At 44.3% G+C, this 17,295-nt stretch carries 12 protein-coding genes and 3 tRNA genes; 1 reads left to right on the top strand and 14 read right to left on the bottom strand.

All coding sequences use genetic code 11. The features are described 5' to 3' along the window. Positions 1 to 14: 14 nt before the first annotated feature. From rpoC to ACVBJC_RS17750, 12 genes are all read right to left on the bottom strand, one after another. On the bottom strand, positions 15 to 4,229 hold the full coding sequence (rpoC, locus tag ACVBJC_RS17695; protein WP_447162241.1) for a DNA-directed RNA polymerase subunit beta': 4,215 nt from the start codon (positions 4,227 to 4,229) through the stop codon (positions 15 to 17). Between the two features lie 80 nt (positions 4,230 to 4,309). Next, complete coding sequence (gene rpoB / locus ACVBJC_RS17700; RefSeq protein ID WP_447162240.1) at positions 4,310 to 8,341, bottom strand: DNA-directed RNA polymerase subunit beta; 4,032 nt, start codon at positions 8,339 to 8,341, stop codon at positions 4,310 to 4,312. 240 nt (positions 8,342 to 8,581) lie between these two features. After that, positions 8,582 to 8,947, bottom strand: a complete 366-nt coding sequence (gene rplL, locus ACVBJC_RS17705) for a 50S ribosomal protein L7/L12 (RefSeq protein WP_447162239.1) — start codon at positions 8,945 to 8,947, stop codon at positions 8,582 to 8,584. Between the two features lie 54 nt (positions 8,948 to 9,001). Beyond that, a complete protein-coding gene (rplJ, locus tag ACVBJC_RS17710; protein ID WP_447162238.1) occupies positions 9,002 to 9,499 on the bottom strand; it encodes a 50S ribosomal protein L10 in 498 nt (165 codons plus the stop codon). A gap of 266 nt (positions 9,500 to 9,765) precedes the next feature. Beyond that, positions 9,766 to 10,467 (bottom strand): 50S ribosomal protein L1, encoded by a 702-nt coding sequence (gene rplA, locus ACVBJC_RS17715; RefSeq protein WP_447162237.1) that lies wholly within the window; start codon positions 10,465 to 10,467, stop codon positions 9,766 to 9,768. Positions 10,468 to 10,471: 4 nt separating this feature from the next. Beyond that, on the bottom strand, positions 10,472 to 10,900 hold the full coding sequence (rplK, locus tag ACVBJC_RS17720) for a 50S ribosomal protein L11 (RefSeq protein WP_012153448.1): 429 nt from the start codon (positions 10,898 to 10,900) through the stop codon (positions 10,472 to 10,474). Positions 10,901 to 11,026: 126 nt separating this feature from the next. Further along, complete coding sequence (gene nusG / locus ACVBJC_RS17725; RefSeq protein WP_012279191.1) at positions 11,027 to 11,578, bottom strand: transcription termination/antitermination protein NusG; 552 nt, start codon at positions 11,576 to 11,578, stop codon at positions 11,027 to 11,029. A 9-nt stretch (positions 11,579 to 11,587) separates the two neighbouring features. Beyond that, positions 11,588 to 11,959, bottom strand: coding sequence for a preprotein translocase subunit SecE (secE, locus tag ACVBJC_RS17730; protein ID WP_447162236.1), 372 nt, complete (start codon positions 11,957 to 11,959; stop codon positions 11,588 to 11,590). A 285-nt stretch (positions 11,960 to 12,244) separates the two neighbouring features. Next, the gene (tuf, locus tag ACVBJC_RS17735) at positions 12,245 to 13,429 is read right to left on the bottom strand and encodes an elongation factor Tu (RefSeq protein ID WP_447162235.1); all 1,185 of its coding nucleotides are present in this window, start codon (positions 13,427 to 13,429) and stop codon (positions 12,245 to 12,247) included. Between the two features lie 197 nt (positions 13,430 to 13,626). Then, positions 13,627 to 13,700: transfer RNA gene (locus ACVBJC_RS17740), tRNA-Gly, on the bottom strand. Positions 13,701 to 13,735: 35 nt separating this feature from the next. Then, a tRNA-Tyr gene (locus tag ACVBJC_RS17745) sits at positions 13,736 to 13,820 on the bottom strand. Positions 13,821 to 13,827: 7 nt separating this feature from the next. Continuing rightward, positions 13,828 to 13,903, bottom strand: a tRNA-Thr gene (locus ACVBJC_RS17750). 234 nt (positions 13,904 to 14,137) lie between these two features. On the opposite strand from ACVBJC_RS17750, the gene coaA reads away from it, so the two are divergent. Next, positions 14,138 to 15,088 carry a type I pantothenate kinase gene (coaA, locus tag ACVBJC_RS17755; RefSeq protein ID WP_447162234.1) on the top strand — a complete coding sequence of 317 codons (951 nt, stop codon included), beginning with the start codon at positions 14,138 to 14,140 and terminating at the stop codon, positions 15,086 to 15,088. Positions 15,089 to 15,119: 31 nt separating this feature from the next. Here coaA and birA read toward each other — a convergent pair whose 3' ends face one another. Together birA and murB are read right to left on the bottom strand one after the other, a co-directional pair. Continuing rightward, positions 15,120 to 16,082, bottom strand: a complete 963-nt coding sequence (gene birA, locus ACVBJC_RS17760; RefSeq protein WP_447162233.1) for a bifunctional biotin--[acetyl-CoA-carboxylase] ligase/biotin operon repressor BirA — start codon at positions 16,080 to 16,082, stop codon at positions 15,120 to 15,122. After that, entirely contained in the window at positions 16,083 to 17,108 is a 1,026-nt protein-coding gene (gene murB, locus ACVBJC_RS17765) for a UDP-N-acetylmuramate dehydrogenase (protein WP_447162232.1), read from the bottom strand. Positions 17,109 to 17,295: the final 187 nt, after the last annotated feature.

Here is a 17,295-nt window from a genome sequence, read left to right on the forward strand (position 1 = left end):
CTTTTCAGCACCGATTAATCGTTGCTGCCAGCAAGATTAAGTAGATCAGCAAGATTCTGCTCAGCTTCACTTGCGCTAATCGCTGGCGCTTCAGAAGCCGCAGGTTTAACTGCAGCTTCAGCACGCTTCTGGTGGTATGAGTAACCCGTACCAGCAGGGATTAGACGACCAACAATTACGTTCTCTTTTAGACCACGTAACTTATCGCTCTTACCACCAACAGCCGCTTCAGTAAGAACACGAGTGGTCTCCTGGAACGATGCTGCAGAGATGAACGATTCTGTTGCTAGTGACGCCTTGGTAATACCAAGAAGTTCACGCTCGAATGTTGCTGGCTGCTTACCCTGCGCTTCAAGTTCGCGGTTGGCGATCTTAACGCGAGAAACTTCCGCCTGTTCACCCGGTAGGAATTCACTATCACCAGCGTCTACGATCTCACACTTACGCAGCATCTGGCGAATGATCACCTCAATGTGCTTATCGTTGATCTTAACGCCCTGTAGACGGTAAACGTCCTGTACTTCATTCACGATGTAGTTAGCCACATTGTGGATACCACGTAGACGTAGAATGTCGTGAGCTGCTTCTGCACCATCAGCAATAACTTCACCGCGTTCAACTTTTTCACCTTCGAACACGTTAAGGTTACGCCACTTAGGGATCATCTCTTCATAGTGCTCACCACCATCAGCTGGGGTGATAACTAGACGACGCTTACCTTTGGTTTCTTTACCGAACGAGATAGTTCCCGATACTTCAGCAAGAATAGCAGGCTCTTTTGGCTTACGCGCTTCAAATAAGTCCGCAACGCGTGGTAGACCACCGGTAATATCGCGAGTCTTTGAAGATTCTTGAGGAATACGTGCTAATGCATCACCAACGTTAATTGGTGCGTTATCGTCAAGGTTAACAATCGCTTGTCCAGGCAAGAAGTATTGCGCTGGTACTTCAGTACCGGGGATCATCAAATCGCTACCATCAGCAGCAACTAGACGGATCATCGGACGCATCTCTTTACCAGCTGTTGGACGTTGACCAACTTCAAGCACTACGATTGAAGATAGACCCGTTAGTTCGTCTGTTTGACGTGTCATAGTGACACCTTCAATCATATCTACGAACTTAATACTACCCGCCACTTCAGTGATAATTGGGTGAGTATGCGGATCCCACTTAGCGATAATTTCGCCAGCAGCAACACCATCATCTTCCAATTTCTCAAGAACTGTACCGTAAGGAACCTTATAACGTTCTTTCTCACGGCCAAGCTCATCAATAATTGCAAGTTCAGAAGAACGAGAAACAATTACCAATTTGCCGTTGCTGTTAGTTACAAACTTAGCGTTGTGTAACTTAAGCGTACCAGAGTTCTTAACTTGAACATTGTTCTCTGCAGAAGCTCGTGATGCCGCACCACCGATGTGGAAAGTACGCATCGTAAGCTGTGTTCCTGGCTCACCAATTGACTGAGCAGCAACAACACCAATCGCTTCGCCTTGGTTAATGATATGACCACGAGCCAAATCACGACCGTAACAGAACTTACAAACGCCGAAGTCTGTATCACAGCTAATCACTGAGCGAACAATCATTTCATCGATAGAATTCTCTTCGATGATGTCACACCATGCTTCGTCAAGAAGCGTGTTGCGTGGTACAAGTACTTGTTCAGTACCAGGCTTCAACACATCTTGTGCAACAACACGACCAAGAACACGTTCACGTAACGGCTCAACTACATCACCACCTTCAATCAGCGGTTTCATAGTTAGACCTTCAAACGTGCCACAGTCATCTTCAATTACAACTAAGTCTTGAGCAACATCAACTAGACGACGAGTTAGGTAACCAGAGTTAGCTGTCTTCAATGCCGTATCCGCAAGACCTTTACGCGCACCGTGAGTAGAAATAAAGTACTGAGATACGTTTAGACCTTCACGGAAGTTAGCGGTAATTGGAGTCTCGATGATTGAACCATCTGGTTTAGCCATCAGACCACGCATACCCGCCAACTGACGGATCTGTGCAGCACTACCACGAGCGCCCGAGTCAGCCATCATATAGATGCTGTTAAACGATTCTTGCTGTTCCTCAACGCCATCACGGTTAATCACTGTCTCTGTAGACAGGTTAGCCATCATCGCTTTAGAAACTTTCTCGTTGGCACTTGCCCAGATATCAATTACTTTGTTGTAACGCTCACCAGCAGTTACTAGACCAGATTGGAACTGCTCTTGAATTTCAAGAACTTCCGCTTCAGCATCAGCAACTAAGGTGTATTTCTCATCAGGAATAACCATATCGTCGATACCTACAGAGGCACCTGACACAGTTGCATAATGGAAACCGGTATACATCAATTGGTCAGCAAAGATAACGGTATCTTTAAGACCTAGTTGACGGTAACAAGTGTTCAATAGCTTAGAGATCTGCTTCTTACCCATGTTTTGGTTAACCAAATCATAAGAAAGACCTTTAGGCAGGATCGTTGAAAGCAATGCACGACCAACCGTTGTATCTACGATACGACGTGTCTTCACTTTTTCGCCAGCTTCAGTGGTCGCAGTCTCGGTAATACGTACCTTAACGCGAGCGTGTAGCTCTGCAACACCGGTGCGGTAAGCTTTTTCAACTTCAGCCACATCAGCAAATGCCATGCCTTCACCCTTGCCGTTAATTCGCTCACGGCTCGTGTAGTAAAGACCCAATACAACGTCTTGAGATGGTGTAATCACCGGCTCACCGTTTGCTGGTGACAAGATGTTGTTGGTCGACATCATTAGTGAACGTGCTTCTAACTGCGCTTCAAGCGTTAGTGGCACGTGAACAGCCATTTGGTCACCGTCGAAGTCGGCGTTGTATGCCGCACAAACCAATGGGTGAAGCTGAATCGCTTTACCTTCGATTAGTACTGGCTCAAACGCCTGGATACCTAGTCTGTGCAGTGTTGGTGCACGGTTAAGCATCACTGGGTGTTCGCGAATCACGTCATCTAGTACGTCCCAAACTTCTGGAACTTCGCGCTCAACCATCTTCTTTGCAGCTTTAATAGTTGTAGCTAGGCCACGACCTTCTAGCTTGCCATAGATGAATGGCTTAAATAACTCAAGTGCCATCTTCTTAGGAAGACCACACTGGTGTAGACGTAAAGTTGGACCTACGGTAATTACCGAACGACCAGAATAGTCAACACGCTTACCTAGCAAGTTCTGACGGAAACGACCTTGCTTACCTTTGATCATATCAGCCAAAGATTTAAGCGGACGCTTGTTAGAACCTGTAATAGCACGACCACGACGGCCGTTATCTAATAGCGCATCAACAGATTCTTGCAACATACGCTTTTCGTTACGTACGATGATATCTGGAGCAGCTAGGTCTAACAGACGCTTTAGACGGTTGTTACGGTTGATTACACGACGGTAAAGGTCGTTCAAATCAGACGTAGCAAAACGTCCGCCATCTAGTGGAACTAGAGGACGTAGATCTGGTGGCAGAACCGGTAACACTTTAAGGATCATCCACTCAGGCTTGTTGCCAGAAGTGAAGAATGCCTCAATAAGCTTAAGACGCTTAGTGACCTTCTTACGACGAGTTTCAGAATTGATAGATGGCAATTCTTCGCGCATCATTTCAATTTCTTTCTCAAGATCGATAGCACGTAGCAATTCTAGAACTGCTTCAGCACCCATCTTGGCGTCGAATTCATCACCGTACTCTTCCAATGCATCCAGATAGTTTTCTTCTGTTAGCATTTGACCACGTTCAAGACTGGTCATGCCAGGCTCGATTACTACGAAAGATTCGAAGTAAAGTACACGTTCGATATCACGAAGAGTCATGTCTAGCATCAAACCGATACGTGACGGAAGAGACTTCAAGAACCAAATGTGCGCAACAGGGCTAGCAAGATCGATGTGACCCATACGCTCACGACGTACTTTAGTCTGTGTAACTTCAACGCCACACTTTTCACAGATCACACCACGGTGCTTAAGACGCTTATACTTACCGCATAAACATTCATAATCTTTTACAGGACCAAAAATACGCGCACAGAACAAACCTTCACGCTCAGGCTTGAATGTACGGTAGTTAATGGTTTCTGGCTTCTTAACTTCACCAAATGACCAAGAACGGATCAGATCAGGCGACGCTAGGCCGATCTTGATACCTTCAAATTCCTCAGTCTTACTTTGCTGTTTTAGAAACTTTAATAAATCTTTCACGTTTCTCTCCTGAAGGAGTTAAATCAGGTGCCCTGCATATACAGAGCACCGATTTTGCCAAATAGAGGCGGTAACCTGTTTTACTTAGTATCTAACTCAATGTTGATACCAAGTGAACGGATCTCTTTCAACAATACGTTGAAAGATTCAGGCATACCTGGTTGCATCTGATGGTTACCGTCGACGATGTTCTTATACATCTGAGTACGACCGTTCACATCATCCGACTTAACAGTTAGCATTTCCTGAAGGGTATATGCAGCACCGTAAGCTTCAAGTGCCCATACTTCCATCTCACCGAAACGCTGACCACCGAACTGTGCTTTACCACCCAATGGTTGCTGAGTAACAAGACTGTACGAACCGGTAGAACGGGCGTGCATCTTATCGTCAACCAAGTGGTTAAGCTTAAGCATATACATGTAACCAACGGTTACCTTACGCTCAAATTCGTTACCTGTACGACCATCAATCAGTGTTAACTGACCAGATTTTGGTAGGCCTGCAAGCTCAAGCATCTGCTTGATCTCTTTCTCTTTGGCGCCATCAAACGCAGGTGTAGCAATTGGAACACCGCCTTTAAGGTTTTTAGCAAGACGCAAGATTTCATCATCAGTAAATGAATCGATGTCGACTTTTTGAATTACTTCGTCACCTAGTTCATAAACCTGCTTGATGTATCCGCGAAGTTCTGCCAGTTCGCGCTGCTCTTCAAGCATTTCAGTAATACGATTACCGATGCCTTTTGCTGCTGCGCCCATATGAACTTCAAGTACCTGACCGATGTTCATACGTGAAGGTACACCTAGTGGATTCAATACGATATCAACTGGGTTACCTTTTTCGTCGTATGGCATATCTTCAACAGGACAAATCTTAGAGATTACACCCTTGTTACCATGACGACCCGCCATCTTATCACCAGGCTGGATGGTACGTTTAACGGCTAAGTAAACCTTAACAATTTTTAGTACGCCAGGCGCTAAGTCATCACCTTGAGTGATCTTACGACGCTTGATTTCAAACTTCTTATCGAAATCTGCTTTCAGCTCTTCCGCTTGCTCAGCTAGTTGTTCTAGCTCAGTTTGCTTCGCTTCGTCATCGATGGTTTGAACCAACAATTGTGAGCGTGGAATTGCTGCAAGATGGGCTTCATCGAAACCAGCACCTAGTAATAGATTGCGAGCACGACCAAGAACACCTTCTTCAAGAATTTGGAACTCTTCAGTCAAATCCTTCTTCGCCTGAGCGATATGCATCTCTTCGATTTCTACAGCACGCTTGTCTTTCTCAACGCCGTCACGAGTAAATACTTGTACGTCGATGATAGTACCTTTAACAGAATTAGGTACGCGTAGTGAGCTGTCTTTAACGTCAGATGCTTTTTCGCCGAAGATTGCTCGGAGGAGCTTCTCTTCTGGAGTCAGCTGAGTTTCACCTTTAGGTGTTACTTTACCAACTAGGATGTCGCCACCCTTCACTTCTGCACCGATATAAACGATACCTGATTCATCTAGCTTAGAAAGCGCAGACTCACCAACGTTTGGAATATCAGCAGTGATCTCTTCGCTACCCAACTTAGTATCACGAGCAATACACGAAAGCTCTTGAATGTGGATAGTCGTGAAACGGTCTTCCTGAGCTACACGCTCAGAGATTAAGATCGAATCTTCGAAGTTGTAACCGTTCCAAGGCATGAACGCGATACGCATGTTCTGACCAAGTGCCAAATCACCTAAATCGGTAGATGGGCCATCAGCAAGTACGTCGCCACGAACAATTGGGTCACCGACTGAACAACAAGGACGTTGGTTAATACATGTGTTCTGGTTAGAACGCGTGTATTTAGTCAAGTTGTAAATATCGATGCCCGCTTCGCCTGGAGTTAACTCAGATTCGTTAACTTTAACAACGATACGGCTTGCATCAACGTAGTCAACATAACCACCACGTTTAGCAGCAACAACCACGCCAGAGTCAACAGCAAGTGTACGCTCAATACCTGTACCAACTAACGGCTTATCAGCACGTAGTGTTGGAACGGCCTGACGTTGCATGTTCGCACCCATCAATGCACGGTTAGCATCATCGTGTTCTAGGAACGGAATTAGCGATGCCGCAACAGAAATAATCTGTTGTGGTGAAACGTCCATATACTGGATGTCAGCTGCGCCCATAAAGGTAGAATCACCTTTATGACGACAAGCAATAAGCTCATCCATCATACGACCGTTCTCATCTAACTGAACGATAGCCTGTGCAATAACGTAACGGCCTTCTTCGATTGCTGATAAGTAATCTACTTCATCAGTAACCACACCATCGATAACCTTGCGGTAAGGTGTTTCAAGGAAACCATAGTTGTTAGTACGCGCAAAGGTTGACAACGAGTTGATCAAACCAATGTTTGGACCTTCAGGCGTTTCGATTGGACATAGACGACCGTAGTGAGTCGGGTGTACGTCTCGAACTTCGAAACCAGCACGTTCACGAGTTAGACCACCTGGACCTAGAGCAGAAATACGACGCTTATGCGTTACTTCTGACAATGGGTTGTTTTGGTCCATAAACTGTGAAAGCTGTGAAGAGCCAAAGAATTCTTTAACAGCTGCAGAGATTGGCTTAGCATTGATCAAATCTTGAGGCATTAGCTCATTTAGATCGCCAAGGCTTAAACGCTCACGTACGGCACGTTCAACACGAACAAGACCAACACGGAACTGGTTTTCAGCCATTTCGCCAACACTACGGATACGACGGTTACCCAAGTGATCGATATCATCGACTTCGTCAAAACCGTTGCGAATAGCAATAATGTTCTTCATTACGGCAACGATATCTTCTTTAGAAAGAATACCCGTACCTTCATCGTCATCAATGCTTAGACGACGGTTGAACTTCATACGACCTACTTTAGATAGATCATAACGTTCTTCACTGAAGAATAAATTGTTAAATAGTGCTTCTGCTGCATCTTTGGTTGGTGGCTCACCAGGACGCATCATACGATAGATTTCAACTAGCGCTTCTAGGCGGTTAGTTGTTGAATCGATACGTAGCGTGTCAGAGATGTATGCACCGTTATCAAGTTCGTTGATATACAGTGTACTGATCTCTTTGATGCCAGCCATAGATAACTTAGCAAGATCTTCTAGGCTGATCTCAGCGTTAGCTGAAACCAATACTTCGCCTGTATCTGGATCGATATAATCTTGACCAGAAATCTTACCAGAGATGTACTCAACTGGTACTTCAAGCTCGGTAGTATTTGACTTTTCAAGTTGACGAATATGGCGTGCAGTAATGCGACGACCCTTCTCAACAAGAACAGTGCCTTCAGCGTCTTTAATATCATAACTTGCAGTTTCGCCACGTAGACGGTCAGCAACAAGATCCATTACTAGTGAATCTTTCTTGATCTTAAAGTTTACGCGATCGAAGAACAGGTCAAGAATATCTTGAGTTGAATAATCTAAAGCGCGCAGAATGATCGATGCCGCCAACTTACGACGACGGTCAATACGAACAAACAATGCATCTTTCGGATCGAATTCAAAATCTAACCAAGAACCACGGTAAGGAATAATACGTGCGTTATACAGCACCTTACCTGAAGAGTGGGTTTTACCACGGTCATGATCAAAGAATACGCCTGGGCTACGATGTAGCTGAGATACGATTACACGCTCAGTACCATTAATTACAAAGGTACCGTTGTCAGTCATCATGGGTATATCACCCATGTAAACTTCTTGTTCTTTAATGTCTTTTACTGTGCCAGGTGCTGCTTCACGGTCATACAGAACCATGCGTAACTTAACGCGCAATGGAGCTGCGTATGTAACACCGCGAATTTGACACTCTTTCACATCAAAAACTGGCTCGCCTAGCTTATAACTGACATATTGCAGCTCAGAATTACCAGAAAAGCTCTTGATGGGAAAAACGCTACGGAAGGCAGCTTCAAAGCCACGCTCACCTGTAGGATCTTGATCGGTGAACTTCTTAAAAGAGTCCAACTGGATTGACAAAAGGTAAGGGATATCCAAAACACGTGGACGCTTACCAAAGTCTTTGCGAATACGCTTCTTTTCAGAATAGGAGTAAACCATGGGTTTCCTCTGATTGCGAGATGTGACCAAGACTGAAACGACTTAAAATGTCGAAACAGCGCGTTTGCCCATCACCGTTGAAAGCAAGAACCCAACCAGTAATCTCTGCTAGGAACTGCGAAATCTGGCGATAAACGGTGAAAAAAAAATCGCCTGCGCTTACAGCGCAAAAAAGGCCGACGGTTAAAAAACCGCCAGCCTCCGCCCGATTACTCGGGTGGTTGTAAGTTATAGTATAACTTACTTGATCTCTACTGCAGCACCAGCCGCTTCTAGATCAGCTTTAAGAGCATCAGCTTCTTCTTTAGAGATAGCTTCTTTAACTGCTACTGGAGCAGCTTCAGCCATGCCTTTAGCTTCTTTCAGGCCAAGACCTGTAGCAGCGCGAAGAGCTTTAATTACTGCAACTTTGTTGTCGCCGTGAGAAGTAAGAATTACGTCGAATTCTGTTTTCTCTTCAGCAGCAGCAGCATCGCCACCACCAGAAACAACAGCAGCAGCTGCAGATACGCCGAACTTCTCTTCCATTGCTTCGATTAGTTCAACAACTTCCATTACAGACATTGCTGCAAGGGCTTCTAAGATTTGGTCTTTAGTGATAGACATAACAAAAGTTTCCTAATTGTACTGAATTCAATTTTAAATTAAAGCGGCTTAAAATTAAGCAGCTTCTTTCTGATCGCGTAGAGCGGCCAATGTACGAACGAACTTGCCAGCAGATGCTTCTTTTAGAGTCATCATGAACTGAGCTAGTGCTTCTTCGTAAGTTGGTAGTTTTGCTAAACGATCAATATTTTCTGCAGGGATTAATTCCCCTTCAAAGGCTGCTGCTTTGATTTCAAAATTCTCTTGCGCTTTAGCGAAATCTTTAAGAAGACGCGCAGCTGCACCTGGGTGCTCAGAAGAGAATGCAATCAAAGTAGGACCAGTAAACGTATCGCTTAGGCACTCAAAATCAGTACCAGCTACAGCGCGCTTAACAAGAGTGTTACGTACAACACGAATGTACACTCCAGCTTCACGAGCTGCTTTACGAAGTCCGGTCATATTAGCTACAGTTACGCCACGTGAATCGGCTACAACTGCAGATAAAGCACCTTTGGCAGCTTCGTTGACTTCAGCAACAATCGCTTTTTTGTCTTCGAGTCCTAACGCCATTGGTATACTCCTGGATTCTATCTAGGGAAATTCCCTAGCAATTACCATGCTAAATATCATAGATACTTAGCGACTTACGGCGCGAAAAATTCCAGCAGACAAAAATCTATCTGGGGTCCGACACCGTCTACGCAGGAAATTAAGTTAACTACTTGAGCAACACCTACGGTCTTGGACGGAGACTAATAACCAACCTAAAAGGTTAACTCTCAGCCTCAACCCTACAAAGTGCGCGCATTATAGACTAATGCGCGAGCTTTGTAAATTTACTTTGCGTCTTCCAGAGTACCCTGGTCAACCGCAACACCTGCACCCATAGTGGTAGAGATGCTTACTTTCTTAATGAAAACGCCTTTAGCTGCAGCTGGCTTGGCTTTTTTAAGTGCGCCAAGTAGTGCTTCTAAGTTTTCTTTAAGTTGAGCTGGTTCAAAGTCCACTTTACCGATAGTAGTGTGGATGATACCGTTCTTATCGTTACGGTAGCGTACTTGACCCGCTTTTGCGTTCTTAACTGCTTCAGCAACGTTTGGCGTTACAGTACCAGTTTTTGGGTTAGGCATTAGACCGCGTGGGCCTAAGATTTGACCTAACTGACCAACAACGCGCATTGCATCTGGAGATGCGATAACTACGTCGAAGTTCATTTCGCCAGCTTTAATCTGTGCAGCAAGCTCGTCCATACCAACAAGCTCAGCACCAGCTGCTGTAGCAGCTTCAGCGTTAGCACCTTGAGTGAACACAGCAACACGTACGTCACGACCAGTGCCGTGTGGTAGCACAGTAGCGCCACGAACGTTTTGGTCAGATTTACGTGGATCAACACCAAGGTTAACCGCAACGTCAACACTTTCAAGGAACTTAGCAGTAGCTAGTTCTTTAAGTAGTGCAACAGCTTCATTGATGTCGTAGCTTTTAGTCGCTTCAACTTTCTCGCGAATTAGACGAGCGCGTTTAGTTAGCTTTGCCATAATCTTAATCCTCTACTACCAAACCCATTGAACGCGCAGTACCTTCAATTGAGCGAGTCATCGCTTCAATATCAGCACCAGTCATATCAGCGGCTTTAGTCTCAGCAATTTCCTGGACAGCGCTACGCTTGATAGTTCCCACTTTTTCAGTGTTAGGACGGCCAGAACCTGATTTCAGACCAGCTGCTTTAAGCAGTAGGAAAGACGCAGGTGGAGTCTTAGTTTCGAAAGTGAAAGAGCGATCAGAGTAAACAGTGATAACTACAGGAATTGGCATACCTTTCTCGAACTTTTCAGTACGAGCGTTGAATGCTTTACAGAATTCCATGATGTTAACACCTTTCTGACCCAATGCTGGGCCTACTGGTGGCGACGGGTTTGCAGCACCGGCTGCGACTTGCAGTTTGATGTAACCATCAACTTTCTTTGCCATGAGACATTTCCTCAAGTTTGGGTACAAACGCTATCAGCACTATGCTGAACAGCTCCCCGAAAAATATGGGAGCGAATTATATATAAATTCGCTCCCATTTCCAAACAGTATTTGTGCTTTATTTAATCAGCTTTTTTCAATCTGACTAAAATCAAGTTCTACTGGTGTTGAACGACCGAAGATCATCACAGAAACCTTAACGCGGTTCTTCTCATAATCCACTTCTTCAACCGTACCGTTAAAGTCAGCAAAAGGTCCGTCAGTAACACGAACAACTTCACCTGGCTCAAACATAACGCGATGCGTTGGAGACTCAGTAGTTTCTTGCAGACGCTGAAGAATTGCATCAGCTTCTTTATCAGAAATTGGGGCAGGACGATCAGACGTACCACCGATGAAGCCCATTACACGAGGGATACTTTTCACCAAGTGCCAGCTTTCATCATTCATTTCCATCTGAACTAATACATAGCCAGGGAAAAACTTACGTTCGCTTTTACGACGTTGGCCTGCACGCATTTCTACCACTTCTTCAGTCGGTACTAAAACCTCACCAAAGTAAGCTTCCATTTCGTGCATTCTGATATGCTCAAGCAACGTTTTACACACACGGCCTTCATAACCGGAAAACGCTTGAATTACATACCATCTTTTTTTAGCTTCAGTAGCTTCAGTCATACTTAATGCCTATACGCCTGTAATAAAATTAACAATTCTAAGCAATACTGCATCTAGGCCCCAAAGGATTAAACCTAAAACGGCTGTTGCAGCTAATACAATGAAAGTTGTATTGAGTGCTTCTTGACGCGTAGGCCAAACCACTTTACGAACTTCAATCTGTGATTCACGAGCAAAAGTTAAAGCTTGCTTGCCTTTTTCTGTTTGCAACGCGATGAAACCAGCGATAGCAAAAGTCACGACGACACCTAGGGCGCGCACTACAACACTTGCTTCATTAAAATATTGATTGCCAATAATTGCAGCAGCCAACAAGATTACGACTAGGCCCCACTTTACGATATCCAGAGAGTTACCCTGGCTTTCAGTATTTGTTGTCATCGGTTAATTCCGTTACTCACTACGTTCTGAGTCAAGTGACACTATAAATAGCATTTTGCTCAGTGAAAAATTCAGTCAGACTCGCTATCCGAACTGGCGACTGTCCAACATACTTAGTTAAGTATACTCAACGAGTCAAAAATCGGTCATAGATTGTATTCTTATTCCACTTATTTGGCAAGAATACATAGCCCAGCTTCACTAACAAATTAAACCTAAATACAATAAAAACAAAAAAGGCAGCCTAAGCTGCCTTTTTCAGTATCGAGTTAAGACGATTGCTAATTAAGCAACGATCTCAGCTACAACACCAGCACCAACTGTACGGCCACCTTCACGGATTGCGAAGCGTAAACCTTCGTCCATCGCGATTGGGCAGATTAGAGTTACTGTCATAGCTACGTTGTCACCAGGCATTACCATCTCTACGCCTTCTGGCAATTCGATAGTACCGGTTACGTCAGTTGTACGGAAGTAGAACTGTGGACGGTAGCCTTTGAAGAATGGAGTGTGACGTCCGCCTTCTTCTTTAGACAGAACATAGATTTCTGACTTGAAAGTAGTATGTGGAGTGATTGAACCAGGTGCAGCCAATACTTGACCACGTTCAACGTCTTCACGCTTGATACCACGTAGAAGAACACCACAGTTCTCGCCAGCACGACCTTCGTCAAGAAGCTTACGGAACATTTCAACACCAGTACAAGTAGACTTAGTTGTATCTTTGATACCAACGATTTCTACTTCTTCACCAACTTTGATGATACCGCGCTCTACACGACCAGTAACAACAGTACCACGACCAGCGATTGAGAAAACATCTTCAATTGGAAGAATGAATGCACCATCGATAGCACGCTCTGGCTCAGGGATGTATGTGTCTAGAGCTTCAGCTAGTTCAAGGATCTTAGCTTCCCACTCTGGCTCGCCTTCAAGAGCTTTAAGAGCAGAACCCTGGATAACTGGTAAGTCATCACCTGGGAAGTCGTACTCAGATAGAAGTTCACGAACTTCCATTTCTACTAGCTCTAGAAGCTCTTCGTCATCAACCATGTCACACTTGTTCATGAATACGATGATGAATGGAACGCCAACCTGACGTGAAAGCAGGATGTGCTCACGTGTTTGTGGCATTGGACCATCTGTAGAAGCAACTACTAGAATCGCGCCGTCCATCTGTGCAGCACCAGTGATCATGTTTTTAACATAATCCGCGTGACCTGGACAGTCTACGTGTGCGTAGTGACGTGATGGAGTGTCATATTCGATGTGAGAAGTATTAATTGTAATACCGCGCTCACGCTCTTCTGGAGCGTTATCGATCTGTGCGAAATCACGTGCAGTACCACCGTAAGTCTTCGTTAACACAGAAGAGATAGCGGCAGTTAGAGTAGTTTTACCATGGTCAACGTGTCCAATGGTACCAACGTTTACGTGTGGTTTTACGCGTTCAAATTTTTCTTTAGCCATGGTATTGCCCCAATCCAAGTATTTTGGTGATGAAACTGCATATAGCAAAAAATCCGATGCATTAAAATGTCATCGAATCAGTTAGTAAGATAATCAGAATGGTGAGAAGCAGGGAGGAGCTGATAGGTAGTCTTAAACGGGAAAAAGCACTCGAGACCGAGTGCTTTCTACTGATTAAGTATTATCAGCAAGATTTTTGGAGCGGATGGCGGGAATCGAACCCGCGTTATCAGCTTGGAAGGCTGGAGTAATACCATTATACGACATCCGCGGAACCTACTTCAGGTTACCTAACTACCTAGAATATGGTGGAGGGAGAAGGATTCGAACCTTCGAAGGCTGAGCCGTCAGATTTACAGTCTGATCCCTTTGGCCACTCGGGAACCCCTCCAGAGAAATGGTGCCGGCACCAAGAGTCGAACTCGGGACCTACTGATTACAAGTCAGTTGCTCTACCAACTGAGCTATGCCGGCGTGTCATTTCGGTAGCGGATATTATGGAAATGTGAGCCTAAGTGCAATAGCAAAAGTGAAATATTATTAAAAAAGTGAGTTAAATGGCGTTTTTTTATGCTTAACGCTACTTTCAAGTATACTTTTGAAGCAATTAAATCAAATTAGTACTTAAAGCCAGCATCGCAGTTCTCATTGCAGTTGTTCATAATAAATTCATAGTGTACTGTGCCCTCCTGAACGGAGAACTTCGCAATGTCGCAACCAAACCAAATTCACAACGCTCTTTATCTCGCTTTTCAGCGCCTACAGTGGGCAGGACTGAGAGAGTCTGTGCCATTAACACTCAGTGAAAATGATTTGGCAGATTTACGTGGTATTAATGAAAAAATATCCTTATCTGAAGTCACCGATATTTATCTGCCGCTGAGTCGTCTATTAAATTTAAATGTTGGCGCAAAGCAGCAAAGAGGTTTGGCGTTAAATGAGTTTCTCGGACATGTACCGCCTAAACGCCCCTATATTATCAGTATCGCAGGCAGCGTAGCTGTTGGTAAGAGCACTACAGCCCGTATTCTACAAGCACTGCTCAGCCATTGGCCTGAGCATCCAAAAGTCGATTTAATTACCACTGATGGCTTTTTGTATCCGTTAGCAGAGCTTAAGCGACGTGGCCTATTACAGCGAAAAGGTTTTCCAGAAAGTTACGATATGAAAGCCTTAGTTGAGTTTATTTCAGCGATTAAGGCTGGTGAGTCGGCAGTCAGTGCACCGATATACTCACATATTACCTATGACCGCATTCAAGATGAAAAACAATGGATCAGACAGCCAGATATTTTAATCATTGAAGGACTCAATGTTTTGCAAACTGGCCAAGACTCACCTGTTGATACCCAGCGTCCATTTGTTTCTGACTTTGTCGATTTCTCGATCTATGTCGATGCCCATGAGGCGTTACTAAAAGAGTGGTATGTCGACCGTTTTTTACAGTTCAGAACCGGGGCGTTCAGTAGTGAAGATTCTTACTTCCATCATTACTCAAAGCTCGATGACTCTGAAGCAACCGCGACAGCTTCAAACATTTGGGACTCAATTAACGGCCCTAACCTCACTCTAAATATATTGCCTACGCGCGAAAGAGCACACCTTATCTTACAAAAAGGACCTGACCATATGATGGATCAAGTCCTATTGCGCAAATAGAGAACCTGCTATGTATAAAAGCTAATACTGATTAGTCTGCTTTACGCAGGCTAATCTCACCACCAATATAGCTTTGCAATCCCGACTCTGTTTCTAAGACAACAGCCCCTTGCTCATCGACCCCCATACAGACACCATAAATCTCATCTTGGCCCATCAGTAACTTTACCGACTTTCCTTGAAAGAGATCAGCTTCGCGCCAACGATCTTGAAACGGTGTGAGTCCAGACTGTTGAAATAGATTAAGATCTTGCTGTAATTGCTTCTGCAGCAGAGCTAACAAAGCCGTTTTATCTGGCAGACTTGCTTGACCGGTTAAATCACTCCAAGGCTGATCAATCAGTGCTGCATGTTGCTCACCCATGGCCATATTCAAGCCGATACCTATGACTAAATTGCACTCACTATCTGTATGACCACTCATCTCAATCAACACGCCAGCGAGTTTTTTACTTTCAAGGTAGATATCGTTAGGCCACTTTACCCCAACATCTTTAATGCCAAGCTTTTCAAGTACGGTAACAATCGAGCATGCCACAACTAGGCTTAACCCCATCGCTTGCGCCATTCCTTGCGGAAATTGCCAATACATAGAGAAATACAAGTGACAACCATAAGGCGAAACCCAAACACGACCACGTCGACCTCGCCCTGCCGATTGATACTCAGCAACACAGATATCGCCCGAAACTAAGTCTTCTGCGTGTTTTAAAATAAAAGCGTTAGTACTGGGGATTTCGTCAAAATAAAAGCAACGATTGCTAATTTGTTGTTTTAGCTTCACTTCATCAACTAACGATATAGGTCCGTTTAAGCGGTAGCCCTTGCCTTTGACACTGTATATATCAACGCCATACTCTTCCAGTCCAGCAATATGGTTACTTACAGCGGTACGAGAAACCCCTAAAAGAGAGGCCAAAGCCTCTCCAGATACAAATGACCCTGCGGCCAATTCAGATAGTATCTCGCGTTTTCGACTCCATTGCTCAGCCATCTATAAACTCCTTTCACCATTGGCAGTGATCATTCGAGGTTCAGGATCAAGCCTAATACCAAATTGTGCTTCAATTTTCTCAACAATCAATCTCGCCAACGAAAGTACATCTTCACTGGTCGCATTATGTTTATTTATTAACACTAATGCCTGGTTCTGGTGCACAGCAGCACCACCAAGTTGGCGTCCCTTTAAACCCGATTTATCAATAAGCCAACCAGCAGCCACTTTTACTTGTTCATCGCCGTGAGGATAGCCGACGATATTTGGAAATACGCCGACAAGCCGATCAAAGTCAGCCTTATCGATTATCGGGTTTTTAAAGAAGCTCCCCGCATTGCCAAACTCCGCTGGATCAGGTAATTTTTCTCGACGAGTTTCACAAATGCTATCAAACACTTGCTGAGCAGTGACTTGTTCAGCTTTAAACGATCTAAGAGGGCCATAATCTAATCGTGGAACCCAACGCTTTGGTAGCTTAAAACCAACCTTGGTGATCACCGCCTTACCTAACAACTCTTTCTTAAAGATAGAGTCTCGATAACCGAAATCACAAGCATTGGCAGCTAAACGTACCAAGTGGCCATCTCGCAAATCAACGTACTCAACCCAATCACAAAAATCGTTTAATTCGACGCCGTATGCACCAATATTCTGAATCGGAGCAGCGCCAACAGTCCCCGGGATCAACGCTAGATTTTCTAGACCACTGAATCTATTTCTTAAGCAAAAACTAACAAGATCATGCCAATTCTCTCCAGCCGCTACACTCAGATAGTGATAATTCTCATCGTCCGTAATATCAATCCCTTTAGTTTCGACTAATACCACAGTCCCTTGAAAATCTTCACATAAAATAATATTACTACCGCCACCTAAAATAAGCATAGGTTGCTGCGCTTGATAAAGTTTGCAGCAAGTATCAACCAACACATTTGATGTCGTAGCATGAACTAATTGCTGACAGCCATGGGCTAAAGCGAAAGTATTAAAGTCTTGAAGGGAATAAAGTGGGCTGGTTGGCATTTGGATATCGTTTTGGGGAAAACAACTATTGTAGCCTAAAGAAGTAAATCGAAGAAGCTTGGAGCACTTTAATGGTAATAGGCTTAACTAAATCGAGAAAAAGTGAACACTAATACCAAACTGGAAAATTAACTGGTCACACTTGCCCAATCCCTAGAACACAATTTTGTCACTCGCTCTGAACTCT

Source organism: Shewanella sp. 0m-6, from assembly GCF_052977325.1.